The 16260-nt window shown below is 63.4% G+C and carries 15 protein-coding genes and 1 riboswitch; of the genes, 5 read left to right on the top strand and 10 right to left on the bottom strand.

What is annotated here, in order from left to right; genetic code table 11:
* The 4 genes from VIG32_01680 to VIG32_01665 form a co-directional block, all read right to left on the bottom strand.
* On the bottom strand, positions 1–2527 hold a 2527-nt coding region (locus tag VIG32_01680; GenBank protein ID HEY8296720.1), incomplete at its 3' end, for a hypothetical protein.
* 72 nt (positions 2528–2599) lie between these two features.
* The gene (crcB, locus tag VIG32_01675) at positions 2600–3004 is read right to left on the bottom strand and encodes a fluoride efflux transporter CrcB (GenBank protein HEY8296719.1); all 405 of its coding nucleotides are present in this window, start codon (positions 3002–3004) and stop codon (positions 2600–2602) included.
* The gene (locus VIG32_01670) at positions 3005–3352 is read right to left on the bottom strand and encodes a DUF190 domain-containing protein (GenBank protein HEY8296718.1); all 348 of its coding nucleotides are present in this window, start codon (positions 3350–3352) and stop codon (positions 3005–3007) included. It abuts the gene before it with no gap.
* On the bottom strand, positions 3349–3504 hold the full coding sequence (locus VIG32_01665) for a hypothetical protein (GenBank protein HEY8296717.1): 156 nt from the start codon (positions 3502–3504) through the stop codon (positions 3349–3351). Before VIG32_01665 ends, VIG32_01670 begins: the two co-directional genes overlap by 4 nt.
* Before the next feature lie 125 nt (positions 3505–3629).
* Between VIG32_01665 and VIG32_01660 the strand changes: the two genes are divergently transcribed.
* Entirely contained in the window at positions 3630–4148 is a 519-nt protein-coding gene (locus tag VIG32_01660) for a hypothetical protein (protein HEY8296716.1), read from the top strand.
* A gap of 43 nt (positions 4149–4191) precedes the next feature.
* Complete coding sequence (locus VIG32_01655) at positions 4192–4860, top strand: lytic transglycosylase domain-containing protein (protein ID HEY8296715.1); 669 nt, start codon at positions 4192–4194, stop codon at positions 4858–4860.
* Here VIG32_01655 and VIG32_01650 read toward each other — a convergent pair.
* From VIG32_01650 to thiC, 5 genes are all read right to left on the bottom strand, one after another.
* Positions 4836–5480, bottom strand: a complete 645-nt coding sequence (locus tag VIG32_01650; GenBank protein HEY8296714.1) for a TfuA-like protein — start codon at positions 5478–5480, stop codon at positions 4836–4838. The genes VIG32_01655 and VIG32_01650 overlap by 25 nt on opposite strands.
* Positions 5467–5943 carry an HAD family hydrolase gene (locus VIG32_01645; GenBank protein ID HEY8296713.1) on the bottom strand — a complete coding sequence of 159 codons (477 nt, stop codon included), beginning with the start codon at positions 5941–5943 and terminating at the stop codon, positions 5467–5469. Before VIG32_01645 ends, VIG32_01650 begins: the two co-directional genes overlap by 14 nt.
* Entirely contained in the window at positions 5940–6626 is a 687-nt protein-coding gene (locus VIG32_01640; protein HEY8296712.1) for an aquaporin, read from the bottom strand. The genes VIG32_01645 and VIG32_01640 overlap by 4 nt, the downstream gene beginning before the upstream one ends.
* Positions 6627–6633: 7 nt before the next feature.
* On the bottom strand, positions 6634–7899 hold the full coding sequence (locus tag VIG32_01635) for an Nramp family divalent metal transporter (protein ID HEY8296711.1): 1266 nt from the start codon (positions 7897–7899) through the stop codon (positions 6634–6636).
* Positions 7900–7902: 3 nt separating this feature from the next.
* Positions 7903–9597, bottom strand: a complete 1695-nt coding sequence (gene thiC / locus VIG32_01630; GenBank protein HEY8296710.1) for a phosphomethylpyrimidine synthase ThiC — start codon at positions 9595–9597, stop codon at positions 7903–7905.
* A riboswitch (TPP riboswitch) is annotated at positions 9591–9722 on the bottom strand. (Overlaps the previous gene by 7 nt.)
* Positions 9723–9797: 75 nt before the next feature.
* On the opposite strand from thiC, the gene VIG32_01625 reads away from it, so the two are divergent.
* The 3 genes from VIG32_01625 (at position 9798) to aceF (ending at position 15282) form a co-directional block, all read left to right on the top strand.
* Positions 9798–10724 (top strand): DMT family transporter, encoded by a 927-nt coding sequence (locus VIG32_01625; protein ID HEY8296709.1) that lies wholly within the window; start codon positions 9798–9800, stop codon positions 10722–10724.
* 286 nt (positions 10725–11010) lie between these two features.
* Complete coding sequence (aceE, locus tag VIG32_01620; protein ID HEY8296708.1) at positions 11011–13692, top strand: pyruvate dehydrogenase (acetyl-transferring), homodimeric type; 2682 nt, start codon at positions 11011–11013, stop codon at positions 13690–13692.
* Between the two features lie 12 nt (positions 13693–13704).
* Positions 13705–15282, top strand: coding sequence for a dihydrolipoyllysine-residue acetyltransferase (aceF, locus tag VIG32_01615; protein ID HEY8296707.1), 1578 nt, complete (start codon positions 13705–13707; stop codon positions 15280–15282).
* A 104-nt stretch (positions 15283–15386) separates the two neighbouring features.
* Here the strand turns inward: aceF and VIG32_01610 are convergent.
* On the bottom strand, positions 15387–16260 hold an 874-nt coding region (locus VIG32_01610), incomplete at its 5' end, for a hypothetical protein (GenBank protein ID HEY8296706.1).

Raw genomic sequence — 16260 nt, 5'->3', positions numbered from 1 at the left:
TGACTTTGTGCGTGCCTTCCACCGTGCGTACCACGTGACCGGACGCATCGAGAAACTCCATCTTCGGCGGCGTTTTGGCGGCCGTCTTCTGATAGAACGTCACCATCACGCCGGTCGGCGGATTCGCGCCGGCGTAGTCGGTGTAGATGCCTTCGTCGTTGCTGTGCGTCGTGTACTGATAGCTGACGCGCGGTTTGAAGAGCATGGTTCCGCGCGCGATCGCCTGCTGGAGTTCTTGCACGGGGCGCATGTCGTCCATAATGTAGACCGAGCGGCCGTGCGTCGCGATCACCAGATCGTCGAAGGCCGGCTGCATCTGAATGTCGCGGACGGAGACGGTCGGCAGGTTGTTTTTGAAGTTCTGCCAGCGCGCGCCGTCGTCGTACGAGATGTAGATGCCGAGTTCGGTTCCGGCGTAGAGCAGGTTCTTGTTGTGGATATCGGGCCGAATCGAGCGCACGTATTGCGTATCCGGAATGCCGTTGACGATCGACTTCCAGCTCTTGCCGAAGTCGTGGGTAACGTAGATGAACGGTTTGACGTCGCCGCTCTTGTGATCGTCGAACGTCGCGTACGCGGTGCCGTCGACTAACGGCGACGGGGCGACGGTTTCAACCCGTCCGTAGGTGGGCGCGCCCGGCGGGGTGACGTTCTTCCAATGTTTGCCGCCGTCGCGCGTCATTTGAACCAGGCCGTCATCGGTGCCGACCCAGATCTCGCCGGGATGACGCTGCGAGCCTTCCATATACAGGATGTTGTCGGAGTATTCGGCTCCCGAGACGTCGTGCGTGATCGGGCCGCCCGACGGCGCTTGATGCGCCTTTACGTTTCGCGTGAGGTCGGGGCTGATGACCGTCCAATGGCGGCCGCGGTCGGCCGTTTGGAAGACCACGTTGCTGCCGAACCACGCGATGTGGCCGTTCCACGGTGCGAATGCGATCGGGGTCTCCCAGTTGAAGCGATACTTCGCTTGGCGCTGATCGTAACTCTCGATCGCGGTCTGTAGGTACGGTTGCGCGAAATAATTGTCTTGGGTAACTTTATTGTAGATGACGAGCGCGCCGTTTTCGGAGTCGCTCCAGATCCAGTTGTTATCCGAAGGATCGGGAACGGCCCATTCGCCGTCGCCGCCGTTGACGCTGATCCAATGTTTGTTGAGGATGCCCGACCCGTCGAGCGAGTTGGACGGTCCGCACCACGCGTTGTTGTCCTGCAGACCGATGCAGAGGTTGTAGGGATTCTCGTGCGTCGAGAGTCCGACGCGATAGATCTGCGCGATCGGCATGTTGAGTGCCGAGAACCAATGCTTGCCCTCGTCTACGGTGAGCGCGTACCCGCCGTCTTCGCCGACGATGATGCGGCTCGGATCGTTGGGCGCGATCCAGATCGCGTGATAGTCCACGTGAACCGGCTTCGCGATCGCTTTGAACTTCTTGCCGCCGTCGGTCGAGAGCGCGAGCGCCTCGGAGACCGCGTAAACGCGATCGGGATTCTTCGGATCGGCGGCGATGTGCGTGAAGTAGAACGGCCGCTGATCGACGAGCGTGTCGTTGCTGACCATCGTCCACTTGGCGCCGGCATCGTCGCTGCGCCACAAGATTCCCTGACTCGATTCGATGATCGCGTAGACGCGATTACCGTCGCTCGGCGCGACGGCCAAACCGATGCGGCCGGTTATCCCGGTCGGCAAGCCGTTGCCGGTGAGTTTGTTCCAACTCTTGCCGCCGTCGGTGGATTTGTAGAGACCGTCGTCTTCGCCGCCGCTGGTAAACGTCCAGGGCTGGCGACGGAAATGCCACATGCCGGCGTACACGACGTTCGTGTGCTGCATGTCCATGGCCATGTCGGAGACGCCGCTCGACGGGGTGAGGTAGAGCGTCTTGCTCCAGGTCTTGCCGCCGTCTTCGGTAACGTAGACGCCGCGATCCGTGCTGTCGGCGAAGAGATCGCCGAGCGCGCCCACGATCACGTGGTTGGAATTGTGGGGATCGACGAGGATGCGCGAGATCTGACGCGTGGCGTCGAGGCCCATGCTCTTCCAGGTCTTGCCGCCATCGGTCGACTTGTAGATTCCGCCGCCGTAACTCACGTTTTGACGCGGGTTCGTTTCGCCGGTGCCCACCCACACGACATCGTTGTTGTTCGGATCGATCGTCACGGCCCCGATCGAGGCCCACTTTTGATCCGCGAAGACCGCGGCCCACGTCAGGCCGCCGTCGGCCGATTTCCAAACCCCGCCGCCGGCGGTGCCGACGTAGTACAGTTTGGGGTCGGTAGCGGAGCCTTCGACCGCGGCGATGCGGCCGCCGGCGGTTGCCGGGCCGATCTCGCGCCAGGTCTCGTTTCCGAACGGCGGACCGGGCGTTGGCGTCGGCGACGGACTCGCCGTGGGGTTCGGTGGTTTCGGCGGTTTGACCGCGGACGCGGGAGCCGGGCTCGGGCTCGCGGGCGTGCCGGCGGCAAAAGCGGGTGCGGCCGATACAACAAGAGCCGCAAAGACAACAGAAAAAAGAAGACGCAGCGTCACGTTAGGACCTCCTAGATGCGGGGTCCGGTATGCGTGCGGCGCTTTCCTTTCAGCGGCGCTATCAAAGTTTGTTCAAAAGCTCGCGTGCGCGCCTGCGAGGGCGCGCGCGAGTGCGATTCCGAGCAGTGCGGCAACGACGCCGGCGACGATGCTGCCGGCGGCGTACGTAACCGCGAGACCCGGCGCGCCTTCGCGCGCGAGCCCCAGCGTCTCGAGCGCGAAACTCGAGAAGGTCGTGTAGCCGCCCAAGACGCCGACCATGAAGAACGTGCGCACTTCGGTCGTCATGCCGAAGGTTCGCGTGAGGTAGAGTTCGGCGACTACGCCGATCGCGAAACTTCCGCTGATATTAATCGCGAAGGTCCACCACGGAAAGCCGGGCCCGATGCGCTGCGCGACCGCGAAGGTCACGAGATAGCGCGCGACCGAGCCCAGGCCGCCGCCGAGAAAAACCGCGACCGCGGTTCGAAGATCCACCTACGCCTTCGGCTTTCCGCTTTTGTAGCGGATCACTTCGACGGTTTCGAGGGTGATGAGTCCATCGGCAACCATGGCGTCGAGCTGCGGAAGGAACGCGCGGATGCGTTCCTCGGTATCGACCAGCTCCACGAGCACGGGCAGATCGCTCGAGAGATCGAAGATGCGGGCGGCGTGCACCACCGAGCGTGCGCCGAAGCCTTCTATTCCTTTAAAGACGGTTGCGCCGGCGAGTCCCGCGGCTCGGGCCGCCTCCACGATCGCGGTGTAGAGCGGCTGCGCGCCGTGCCGATCGCTTTCGCCGATGAAGATTCGCAGCAGCTTTCCCGTGCCCGCGAGCTTGCTCACTTGCGTAACTTACCCTCGTAATACGGGACGTTGTGATAGACCGCGTAGAGCTGGCTCCAGGCGATCATGCCGCACATCACGACGAAGAAGACGATCAGGCCGATGCCCCACGCGCGGCGCTGCCGTGGGGTCATCCTCGAATTGCGGCTCATGGGCGCCCCGTTCTCGCCGGATCGGCGCGGTGCTTGCAGGAGCGTCCTCTACGTAGATGGCCGCTTCGCACAAACTACGGGTAATCCCCGATGTGGCGACGGCGCCCGCCCGCTATCCTTGATACATGGAAGCATTCGTCGCGTCGGCACCGCTCTTTGTCGAGACCCTGCGAGGCCGGGTTCTCCGCAACGGGCTCTGCAAGCCCCTCTCCTCGGACCAGCTCCAGCTGTGCATGGCCTTGGCCGTGTACCGCGATGGGGTCTCGCCCCGGACGCTTTGCAACTTGCTCTTTCCGGAGATGGACCCGCAGGCGGCGATGGGCCGGCTCAAAGTCAGCGTCCACGGCGTACGCGCCCACCTGGGGCCCGAGAGCATCGTCTTCTTTCACGACAGCTACCGCTTCAGCGCCGGCGGCTTTACGAGCGATCTCGAACTGATCGAGAGCCTGCTTGCCGGAACGCCCGGCGACGGCTGCGATCTGGTGCCGGTGAGCGAGGCCATCGCGAATTTGAGCCAGCCCCTCCCGAAGTTTTATGCCTCCTGGTCCTGGTTCGGACCGGTCGAGGAACGGATCGCCTGCCTTGCCCGGGATGCCGCCCGGCTCGTCCGGCCTAGGGAGGGCCGGCGCGCCAACCTCGCGTAACCCGCCTCAGGCACCGACTCGCTGGTGCCGAAGCTAGAGGTATATGCGTACACTCCTTGCCCCGTTAAGAGCGGGTCTTGGGCTCGTCATTGCGACGGCCCTTATTCCGTTGCTCGGCCTGCCCGCGGTCGCCGCGACTCACAGAGCCCCGTCGGGGCCGGTTGCCGTAAAAGCCTATGCGAACGTGCTTCGTACGATCAATCCGCAACTGCCCGGCTGGCAGAGCCGCGACTTGGCCCGCCACGTGCTCGCCAACGCCGCCCGCTGGAAAGTCGACGCGAATCTGATCGTGGCTCTGGTGACGGTCGAATCGGATTGGCATACGCACGCGCGTTCGAGCGTCGGCGCGATCGGGCTCGGACAATTGATGCCGGGTACGGCCGACAAGCTCGGCGTGAATCCGCGCAACGCTTCGGATAATCTCTACGGCGCTGCCCGCTATCTGAGCGGTCTGCTCTCGCGCTATCAAGGCCGCCACAACCGCTACCAACTCGCCTTCGCGGCCTACAACGCGGGACCGCACGCCGTGGCCCGCTTCGGGGGCGTTCCTCCGTACTACGAGACGCAGCGTTACGTGGTTAAAGTCATGCGCACGTGGCGCCACATTCAACACGTCGTGCGCGTGCCGCGCGAAGTGCTCGCGCAAACCTCGCTGCGGTATCCGCATCCCGACAGCGGCGATCTCTCCTACTGGGACTCAAGCACCCGCTGAGCGCGTCGCACGGCAAAGCGCGCGTCCTGGCGCTTGAGATCGCCGCGACGCCGCACGATCGGCTCGATCTGCGCGCGCGCGCCGGATTCGAGTAACTCCAGGCAGTCTTCCCACGTGCGATCCATATAGAAGATCGCGCGCGAACGCTCGATCCAATCGCTCGCTCGCGCCGGCGACCACAGTCGCGCGCGAACGGCGCACCGAGCCACGAAGCGCACGTTGACCGACGCAACGGTTAAGGCGCGCTGCGTTGCGGGATCGACCAAGACCGCAACCTCGTCGTCGCCGTCGATCGTTCCGCGCAGATACCAGAGTGCGATCGCACCGACCGGCGTCATGCCGTACGGCGCGCACTCCGCGGCGCGCAGCGCGCCCATGCTCGCCGCACCGCTAAGCCTGCAGCGCTGCGCAGCGGCGTAGACTTCTTTCGGCGAGGGCGCGAGATCGTGATGGAAGACGCCGTCGATGAGCAACACGTGCCGATACGTATGCGAGGCACGTTCCACGTCGCCGCGAGTCGCCGGCGGCAGGTACGCGATGCGGTCGGCAACGATGCGATCGGACGGCGGGAGCGACGGCCCGGCGAAGACCGCGAGATCGGCGCCGCTAGCGCCGTTCAAGAACGTCGTCGATCGCGGCGCGCAGCGTCGCGGCGTCGCGCACGAGCACCGCGCGCGCGCCGGCCGCCCGCGCGGCTTGCGCGTCCGTCTCCTTATCGCCGATGACGACGCAGCACGCCGGATCCACGCCCAACGCGCGCGCCGCGTCGAGAATCAATTTCGGCTTGGGCTTGCGGCAGTCGCAGTCGTCCTCGGGCGCGTGCGGGCAAAAGAGCCACAGATCGAACGGTCCGAGCACTTCGTCGACTCGCCGATTGACCGCCTCGACTTGGGCCGCCGAGATCAGGCCGCGCCCGATACCGCTCTGGTTGGAAACCACCGCGATCGGCAATCCGGCCGCACGCAGCCGCGCGATACCTTCGCGGGCGCCCGGGACCGGTTCGACGCGTCCCGGATCGCCGTTGTATGGGACGTCGACGACGATCGTCCCGTCGCGATCGAAGATCACCGCGCACGCACTCATTCGCCGGTCGCAGCCTCTCGCTCGTCCTGGTTCGGCGCGCCGCACATCCATCGATGAATTCCCACCGCGAGTGCCGCACCGGCAAGTGGCCCAACCGCGTAGATCCAGGCCAGATCGAATTGACCGCTCAAGAGTTGCGGAACGATCGAACGCGCGGGATTCATCGACGCACCGCTAATGGGGCCGGCGAAGAAACCGCACGCTGCGACCGACATGCCCACTGCCACGGCCGCTTGTTTGCCGACCGTCGAACGTTCCTGCGCCGTTACTAGAATCACCAGCATGACGATCGCCGTAAGTACCGCTTCGCACAAGACCGCGACGAGCGGTGAAACGTGCGGTCCCGGATGACTCGCCCCGTAGGCGATCCGTCGTCCAAAAAACGATTGGAGCAAGAGTACGGCCGCGAGGCTGCCGGCGAATTGCGCGCCCCAATAGGCCGCAATCGAGCGAGCCGGAAAGTCGCGCCGCAGCGCAAATCCAAAGGTGACCGCCGGGTCGACGTGCGCTCCCGAGATCTCCGAGAACGTGTAGATGACGACCGTGGTCATGAACCCGCGGGCGAGCCATCGCGACACGTAGTCGACTTGGTTGGTCGTAGAGAAAAGAATGTCTACGCTCATTGCCGCGAGCGTGACTGCGAAGGTTCCGAGGGCCTCGGCGGCTAGCTTTCGGCGTAACACGCGTTCCCTATACGAATATCGCGACCGCGACGCCGGCCATCAGCACGAAGCATAACCACGCCCAGACGTTGGCGGCCAACGAGTTGACCCACTTGCCCATGATCTCGGAATTGTTCGCGATGCGAATCAATACGAATACGATCGGGACGGCGACGAGCCCGTTGAGCACGGCCGAATAGTAGAGCGTTTTGATCGCGTCGATGTGAAAGAGCGTCATCGCGACGCCGAGCAAGACCCCTAGCCCGACGACGGCATAAAATCGCGGCGCCTTGTTCGCCTGCACGTTGAAGCCCGTCGGTCCACGAAAAGCGAACACGTCCGAAACGATGTAGGCCGACGAGCCGGCTAGCGATGGAATCGCGAGCAATCCCGTGCCGACCATTCCAAGCATGAAGAGCACGCCGGCAAATTTCCCGGCTAGCGGTTCGAGCGCGACCGCCGCCTGCTGCGCGGTCGCGACGTGCGTAAGACCGTGCGCGTTGAGCGTGAGCGCCGTCGTTACGATGATAAAGAACATCACCGCGTTGGAAAGAATCATTCCGGCGTTGACGTCAAAATGTGCGGCCTTGATATCTTCTTCGGTCGCCCCGCGGCGGTCGGCGAGCTTGAGATTGCCGGCGTCTTTTTCCTGCTCGACCATCAGCGACGACTGCCAAAAGAAGAGATACGGCGTGATCGTGGTTCCCAGCACGCCCATCGCCGTCGTCAGCCAGCTCTTGTCGAACTGCACGTGGGGGATGACCAAATTGCGCAGCACGTTGCCCCAATTGGGATGCACGATGACGGCCGTAACGACGTAGGCCAGCAGCGATATCGTCAGTACCTTAAAAATGTTGACGAGCACGCGGTACGAGAGATACATCATCGAGCCGAGCAGCACGGCTCCGAAGATCAGCACCAGAATCGTCGCCGGGAGTTTGAAGACGAGGTGCGCCGCATCGGACATGCCGGCAAAATCGGCTCCGACGTTAAACGTGTTGGCGACGACGACCGCCAGCGTGAGTACGACGGTCAGCCAACGCGGCAGCGTTTTGCTCATGGTCGCCGCTAAGCCGGTGCCGGTCACCATGCCGATGCGCGCGCACATGCCCTGAATAACGGCCATCATCGGCGTCGTAATCAGCGAGAGCCATAACATCGAAAGGCCCGTCGAGGCACCGGCCACCGAATAGGTGGAGATACCCGACGGGTCGTCGTCGGCGGCGCCGGTTATGACGCCGGGCCCGACCTCGCGAAGACGCTGCCAGAGAGTGGGTTCGCGGTCGCCGGACATCGCTTAGGAAGGCACGTAGACTTCGGCGCCTTTTTCTAAGAACTCGGCCGACTTCTCTTCCATCCCGCGTTGCGCGAACTCGCGAACCTCCTGCGTGATTTTCATCGAGCAGAAATGCGGTCCGCACATCGAACAGAAGTGCGCCACCTTCGCGCCTTGAGCGGGCAGCGTCTCGTCGTGGAACTCGCGCGCCGTATCGGGATCGAGCGCGAGATTGAACTGATCCTCCCAACGAAATTCGAAACGCGCCTTCGAGAGAACGTCGTCCCAGTGACGCGCGTGCGGGTGCCCCTTCGCAACGTCGGCGGCATGCGCCGCGATCTTGTAGGCGATGACGCCGTCTTTAACGTCTTTCTTATTCGGCAGACCTAAGTGCTCTTTGGGCGTAACGTAGCACAGCATCGCCGTGCCGAACCAACCGATCATCGCGGCGCCGATGGCGCTCGTGATGTGATCGTAGCCGGGAGCGATATCGGTCGTCAGCGGCCCGAGCGTGTAGAACGGCGCTTCGTGGCAGACCTCGAGCTGTTTGTCCATGTTCTCTTTGATCAGATGCATGGGCACGTGACCGGGCCCTTCGATCATGACTTGCACGTCGTGCCGCCACGCGACCTTCGTGAGTTCGCCGAGCGTCTCGAGTTCGCCGAATTGCGCCGCGTCGTTCGCATCGGCCAGGCAGCCCGGCCGCAGGCCGTCGCCGAGCGAGAATGCGACGTCGTAAGCCTTCATGATCTCGCAGATCTCTTCGAAGTGCGTGTAGAGAAAGTTCTCTTGGTGATGCGAGAGGCACCACTTGGCAAGAATCGAGCCGCCGCGCGAGACGATGCCGGTTACGCGATCGGCGGTGAGCGGCACGTAACGCAACAAGACGCCGGCATGAATGGTGAAATAATCGACGCCCTGCTCGGCTTGTTCGATCAGCGTGTCGCGATACAGCTCCCAGGTCAGCGCTTCGGCTTTGCCGTCGACTTTTTCGAGCGCTTGATAGATCGGCACCGTGCCGATGGGCACCGGCGAATTGCGCAGAATCCACTCGCGCGTCTCGTGAATGTTCTTGCCGGTCGAGAGATCCATGACGGTATCCGCGCCCCAACGCGTCGACCAAGTCATCTTGTCGACTTCTTCTTCGATCGTCGAGGCGACGGCGGAGTTGCCGATATTGGCATTGATTTTAACGAGGAAGTTGCGGCCGATGATCATCGGCTCGCTCTCGGGATGATTGATGTTCGATGGAATGATCGCTCGTCCGCGCGCGACTTCGTCGCGTACGAATTCCGGCGCGCAGCCTTCGCGAATCGCGATGAACTCCATCTCCGGCGTAACGATGCCCTTGCGCGCGTAGTGCATCTGCGAGACGTTGGCGCCGGCCTTCGCGACGCGCGGCTTGCGCGTGCTCGTAAAGCGCACGCCGTCGAGTTCGTGCATCGCCTCGCGACCGCGCCGATAAAGCGAGCTTGCCTTTTCGAGTTCGACGGTGTCGTTGCGCGCTTCGATCCAACCGGCGCGCAATGCGGCGATTCCCGCACGAACGTCGACCGTCACGCCGCTCTCCGCGTACGGCCCGCTCGTGTCGTAGACGGTGTGCGTCTCGCCGTTGGTCAGCGCGATCTCGCGCATCGGCACGCGGATCGACGAATCGCTGCCCTCAACGTAAACCTTGCGCGAACCGCTCGTCGCTTTGGGTGGTGCGATAGCCATGTAAAGCTCCTTCCTACGCCGGCATTACCCGGATCAGGTCTCTGGATTCGCGACGTGCGAATCCTTGCGGTCGGCGCGTCATCCGCGCCCTCTCAGCCCGCGCAATGCGAGCTCCCGTGCCCCAGATATACCCGGTCGCGACGAACTCTCCCCCGGACGTTCAACCAGGGAAACGACGGCCGCACCCAAACGAGGTGCCGGTGCATTCCGGTGAGATTCGCAGCCGATCGGCGGTTCCGTACGTAACGCTCGGGGGCGCGCAACTGGCGGTCGGCGCGGCGGCGATTTTCGCGCGTTGGGCGTTGACGGGCGCGTTGCCGCTGGCGGCCTGCGCCGGGCGGCTTGGCATCGCCGCCGCAATCTTGCTGGTGCTCGCGGCGGTTCGGCGTGATCTGGCGCGCACCAGCAAGCGCGAACGTGCGATCCTGGGCGCGGGCGGATTCTTTCTCGCGCTGCATTTCGCGGGGTGGGTCTGGTCGCTGGAATATACGAGCGTCGCGGTCTCGACGCTGCTCGTCACCACCACGCCGATTTGGACCGCGCTCTACGACTCGATCGTGCGCGGGAAGCACCTCTCGGCGCTGGCCTGGGGCGCGTTCGGACTCGGCGCGGCCGGCTTGGTTCTGATGGTGGGCTTCAATCGCACGACGCCGCCGATTCCCGGGCATGCGATCGCCGGCGCGATCCTCGCGCTCGTCGCCGCGTTTGCCATCGGGGCGTATTGGATCCTCATCCGTGAAGTTCGCGGCGACCTCACGACGCGCACGATCGTCACCCACTCGTACTCGTGGGCCGCGCTCGCGCTGATCGCGGCCGCGCTGCTGACTCGCCAACCGATGCCGCCGCTGCACGACGGCGTCGCGTGGGGCGGCATCGTTGCGATGGCGCTGGTTTCGCAGTTGCTCGGGCACACGGCCATGAACGCCGCGCTGCGCTGGTTCTCTCCGAGCGTGTTGGCGTTTACGACGGTCGTGGAGCCGGTTATCGCCGCCTTGCTCGCGCTGGCGATCTTCCACGAATCGCTCGCACCGCCGGCACTACTGGGCGGCGCGGTCGTCCTGGTGGCGATCGGCATCGTGCTGCGCGAAGAGAACCGAGCCACGGCGGCGCTGCTCACAACGAGTTAGTCTTGGATCCGTCCTTCGGCGGGCTCCGTCCTTCGACAAGCTCAGGATGACAAGGGGGGGGGGGGTCGCTTTGTCATGCTGAGCCTGTCGAAGCATGAGCATGCGACGGGGCCGTCCTTTGACAAGCTTATATGACAAGGAGGGCTCGCTTTGTTGGGCTGGGGGCGACGCATGAGCTTTCTAGGGTGACGAAGCTTGGATGCATCCAGGTGGGCGATTGGATCGATCCATCGAGAAGGGATGGCGGGTGCGGGGCGAAGCGGGCGGCATGACGACGAGTAATACGATGGCTGCGGGCGATCCTCAAGAGACGCGCGAGTGGATCGATGCGATCGAGGGCGTGATCGCAAACGAGGGGCCCGCGCGCGCGCAGGAGCTGATCGGCGAATTGGTCGAGACGGCGCAGCGTCAAGGCGCGCACGTCTCGCTCGGCTTCACGACCCCGTATATCAACACGATCACGCCCAACGAGCAGCCGCCGATGCCGGGGAACGACGAACTCGAGACGCGCATCCGGCACTACATTCGCTGGAACTCGATGGCGATGGTGGTGCGGGCGAACAAAGATTCGTCCGAACTCGGCGGTCACGTCGCGAGCTTCGCATCGTCGGCCACCCTCTACGACGTCGGCTTCAACCATTTCTTTCGCGCGCCCTCGGAGAAGAGCGGCGGCGATCTCGTCTTCATGCAAGGGCATTCGTCGCCGGGCTTTTACGCGCGCGCGTTTCTCGAGGGGCGCATAACCGAAGAGCAGCTGATCAACTTCCGCCAGGAAGTCGACGGCAAGGGCCTCTCGTCGTACCCGCATCCGTGGCTGATGCCGGACTTCTGGCAATTTCCGACCGTCTCGATGGGACTCGGCCCGATCATGTCGATCTATCAGGCGCGTTTTATGCGCTATATGAACGACCGCGGCATCATCGACGCGGGCGATCGCAAAGTGTGGGCTTTTCTCGGGGACGGCGAGACCGACGAACCCGAGTCGCTCGGCGCGATCTCACTTGCCGGCCGCGAGCATCTCGACAATCTGATCTGGGTCGTCAACTGCAACCTGCAGCGGCTCGATGGTCCGGTGCGCGGCAACGGCAAGATCATCCAGGAACTCGAAACCGTATTCAAGGGTGCGGGCTGGAACGTTATCAAGGTCATCTGGGGCAGCGGCTGGGACGCACTGCTCGCGCGCGACACGAGCGGAAAGCTCGTGCAGCTCATGAACGAGTGCGTCGACGGCGACTACCAAACGTTTAAGGCCAACAACGGCGCGTTCGTGCGCGAGCACTTCTTCGGGCGCTATCCGGAAACGGCCGCGCTCGTCGAGCACATGAGCGACGACGATATTTGGGCGCTGCAGCGCGGCGGACACGATCCGCGCAAAGTCTACGCGGCCTATAAGGCGGCGTTCGACCACACGGGGCAGCCGACGGTCATTCTCGCCAAGACGATCAAAGGCTACGGCATGGGCGAGTCCGGCGAAGCGCAGAATATCGCGCACCAAGCGAAAAAAATGAAGGTCGAAGCGATGCGCGCGTTTCGCGATCGCTTCCATCTGCCGATTCCCGACGACAAGATCGCCGAGATCCCGTTCGCGAAACCGCCGGAGAACAGTCCGGAGATGAAATACTTCCGCGAGCGCTTGGAGGCGCTCGGTCACGTGCCGTCGCGTCGCCGCAAGGCTACGGCGCTCGCCGTGCCGGAGCTTGCGGCCTTTGACGCGCAGCTGCACGGCTCGGAGGATCGCGAACTCTCAACGACCATGTCGTTCGTGCGCATCCTCAACGCGATCCTCAAAGATAAAGAAGTGGGCAAGCACGTCGTACCGATCGTCGCCGACGAATCGCGCACGTTCGGTATGGAAGGCATGTTCCGCCAGCTGGGCATCTACTCGTCGGTCGGGCAGCTCTATCACCCGCAAGACGCCGCGCAGTTGATGTGGTATCGCGAAGATAAACAGGGCCAGATTCTGCAAGAGGGCATCAACGAAGCCGGCGCGATCTCGTCGTGGAGCGCCGCCGGAACGTCGTACTCGACGCACGGCGTACAGATGATTCCGTTTTACATCTTCTATTCGATGTTCGGCTTTCAGCGCATCGGCGACCTCGCGTGGGCCGCGGCCGATTCGCGTACGCGCGGGTTCTTGATCGGCGGAACGTCGGGGCGCACGACGCTCAACGGCGAGGGTCTGCAGCACGAGGACGGACACAGCCAAGTCTTCGCTTCGTTCATTCCGAACTGCGTGAGTTACGATCCAACCTACGGCTACGAACTCGCGGTCATCGTGCAAGACGGTCTGCGCCGCATGCTGCACGATCAGGAAGACGTCTATTACTACATCACGGTTCTCAACGAGAACTACCCGCATCCCGCGATGCCGGCGGGCGCCGAGCGGGGCATTCTCAAGGGGATGTATCTGCTGCGCTCGACGGAAGCGGCAGTCTCCAAGAACAAGCAATCGCCGCGGGTTCAGTTGATGGGTTCGGGCGCGATCCTGCGCGAAGTCGAGGCGGCCGCGGCGCTGCTCGCCGACGATTGGAACGTGAGCGCGGATATTTGGAGCGTCACGAGCTTTAACGAGCTGCGGCGCGACGGCATCGATGCCGAGCGGTGGAACTTACTGCATCCAACCGAGAAAGCGCGCATCCCATTCGTCGCCCAGAGTCTCGGCGGGCATGTCGGACCGGTGATCGCATCGACCGATTACATTCGCACGTTTGCCGATCATATTCGACCCTACATCCCGGCGACGAGTTCGGGGCAGGCCCGGCGCTACGTCACGCTCGGAACAGACGGGTTCGGCCGCAGCGACTATCGCGCGAAGCTGCGCAGCTTCTTCGAAGTCGATCGCCACTACGTCGCGCTCTCCGCGCTCAAAGCGCTCGCCGACGACGGTGAGGTTCCGGTCTCGCTCGTGACGGCCGCGATCGCGAAATACAACATCGACCCGAACAAACCCAACCCGGTAACGGTGTAGGAAGGCAGATCCGTGAGCGACACGATCGAAGTACGCGTGCCCGACATCGGCGACTTCAAAGACATTTCCGTTATCGAACTGCTCGTTAAAGCCGGCGATACGGTCGAGAAAGACGACTCGCTGATCGCGCTCGAATCCGACAAGGCAACGATGGAAGTGCCGTCGCCGGCCGCGGGCACGGTCAAAGATCTCAAAGTGAAAGTCGGCGACAAGGTCTCGGAGGGCTCGCTCGTGCTCACGCTTGCGAGCGCCGCGGCGAAGGTCAACGGGGCGGCAGCCGCACCGGCACCGGCGGCAGCCGCACCGGCGCCGGCGGCAGCTGCGGCGCCGCCTGCCGCTTCGCGATCGATCGAACTCACCGTGCCCGATGTCGGTGATTTCAAAGATATTCCGGTCATCGAGATTCTGGTGAAGCCCGGCGACACGATCGCGAAAGACGCATCGCTGGTCGCACTCGAATCGGACAAGGCGACGATGGAAGTTCCATCGAGCGCGGCGGGCACGATCGAGTCGATCGTGGTCAAGGTCGGCGACAAAGTCTCGCAAGGCAGCGTGATCGCGATGCTCACGACGAGCGATGCACCGCCCGCGACGTCTGCACCAACGCCCGCACCCAAAGCGCAACCGGTAAGGCTGGCGCCGGTCGCGCAGCCGGAGCCGGCACAACGCGTTGCGGCGGCGCCGGCGATGAGCGGCGCCGTCCACGCGAGCCCGTCGATTCGGCGCTTTTCGCGGGAACTCGGCGTCGATCTCGCACACGTGAACGCGAGCGGCCCGAACGGGCGCATAACGCGCGACGACGTGCAGAACTACGTTAAGGCGGCGATCGCCGGAGGGACCGGCAGCGCCGGTGCGGCGAGCGGACTCAACCTGGCGCCGTGGCCGAAGATCGACTTCGCGCAGTTCGGCGCGATCGAACGCAAGCCGCTCACGCGAATACAGAAGCTCTCGGGGCCGTACCTGCACCGCAACTGGGTAATGATTCCACACGTCACGCAGAACGACGACGCCGACGTGACCGACCTCGAAGAGTTCCGTAAAGAACTCAACGCCGAGAAGTCGGCCGTCAAGGTGACGATGCTGGCGTTCTTGATCAAAGCGTCGATCGCCGCACTCAAAGAGTTTCCGGCTTTTAACTCGTCGCTCGACGGCGACGAACTGGTCCTCAAAAAGTACTACAACATCGGCTTCGCCGCGGACACGCCGAACGGGCTCGTGGTGCCGGTTATCAAGAACGCCGATCGTAAAGGCATTGCCGAGATCGCCGCGGAGACGTCGGAGCTTGCGAACAAGGCGCGCGAGGGAAAGCTCGGGCCGGCCGACATGTCGGGCGGAACGTTCACGATCTCGAGTCTCGGCAGCATCGGCGGCACGTACTTCACGCCGATCATCAACGCACCCGAGGTTGCGATCCTCGGCGCGTGCCGCGCCGCTATCCGCCCGGTCTGGGACGGCAAACAGTTCGTCCCGCGGCTGATGCAGCCGCTCTCACTCTCATACGATCACCGCGTGATCGACGGCGCCTCCGCCGCGCGCTTCACAACCCTACTCACCAAACTCCTCGCCGACATGCGCCGCGCCCTACTCTAGCATCGTCCTTCTACAGGCTCCGTCCTTCGACAGGCTCAGGATGACAAGGTTTTGCTTTGTCATGCTGAGCTTGTCGAAGCATGAGCTTGTCGAAGTATGACGGGCTATTTGGTTTTTAGTTGGCGGAGGACGTATTGGAGGATGCCGCCGTGGCGGTAGTATTCGGATTCGTCGGGGGTGTCGATTCGTAGGAGTACTTTGAACTTGAGCGAGGCGCGTTCGGCGTCGGAGGCGGTTACGGTGAGATGCATGCGCGGCGTGATTCCGGCTTCGATGCCGGTGATGTCGAACGTCTCTTCGCCCGTGAGTGCGTAGGTCGTGATGTCGGCGCCGTCGAGGAATTGCAGCGGTAAGACGCCCATGCCGATCAGGTTGCTGCGATGGATGCGTTCGAACGATTCGGCGATGACGGCCTTGATGCCGAGCAGATGCGGCCCTTTCGCCGCCCAGTCGCGCGAGCTGCCCGAGCCGTACTCTTTGCCCGCGAGGATGACGAGCGGCGTCCCATCGGTCTTGTACTTCATGGCGGCATCGAAGATCGACGTCTGTTCGCCGGTGGGAAGATAGCGCGTGTAGCCGCCCTCGATGCCCGGCACGAGCTGGTTGCGCAAGCGTACGTTGGCAAACGTACCGCGTACCATCACTTCGTGGTTGCCGCGGCGCGCGCCGTAAGAATTGAAGTCGCTCGGCGAGATGCCGCGCTCCATGAGGTATTTCGCGGCGGGGCTAGCCTTGGCGATGTTGCCCGCGGGTGAGATATGATCGGTCGTGACCGAATCGCCGAGCAGCGCGAGCACGCGCGCGCCCTTGATGTCGGCGAGCGCCGGCGGTTGGGCCGGCATGTTTTCGAAGTACGGCGGTTTCTTGACGTATTCGGATTTCGGATCCCACGTGAAGCGTTCGCCGGAGGGTACGTCGAGCTGCGCCCAATGATCGTCGCCGCGGAACACGTCGGAATAGGTCGACTTGAACATCTCG

Source organism: Candidatus Baltobacteraceae bacterium, assembly GCA_036559195.1.
Classification (GTDB): Bacteria; Vulcanimicrobiota; Vulcanimicrobiia; order Vulcanimicrobiales; family Vulcanimicrobiaceae; genus JALYTZ01.
Note: the sequence above shows the minus strand (reverse complement) of the source record. Positions and strands in the feature narration are given on the sequence as shown.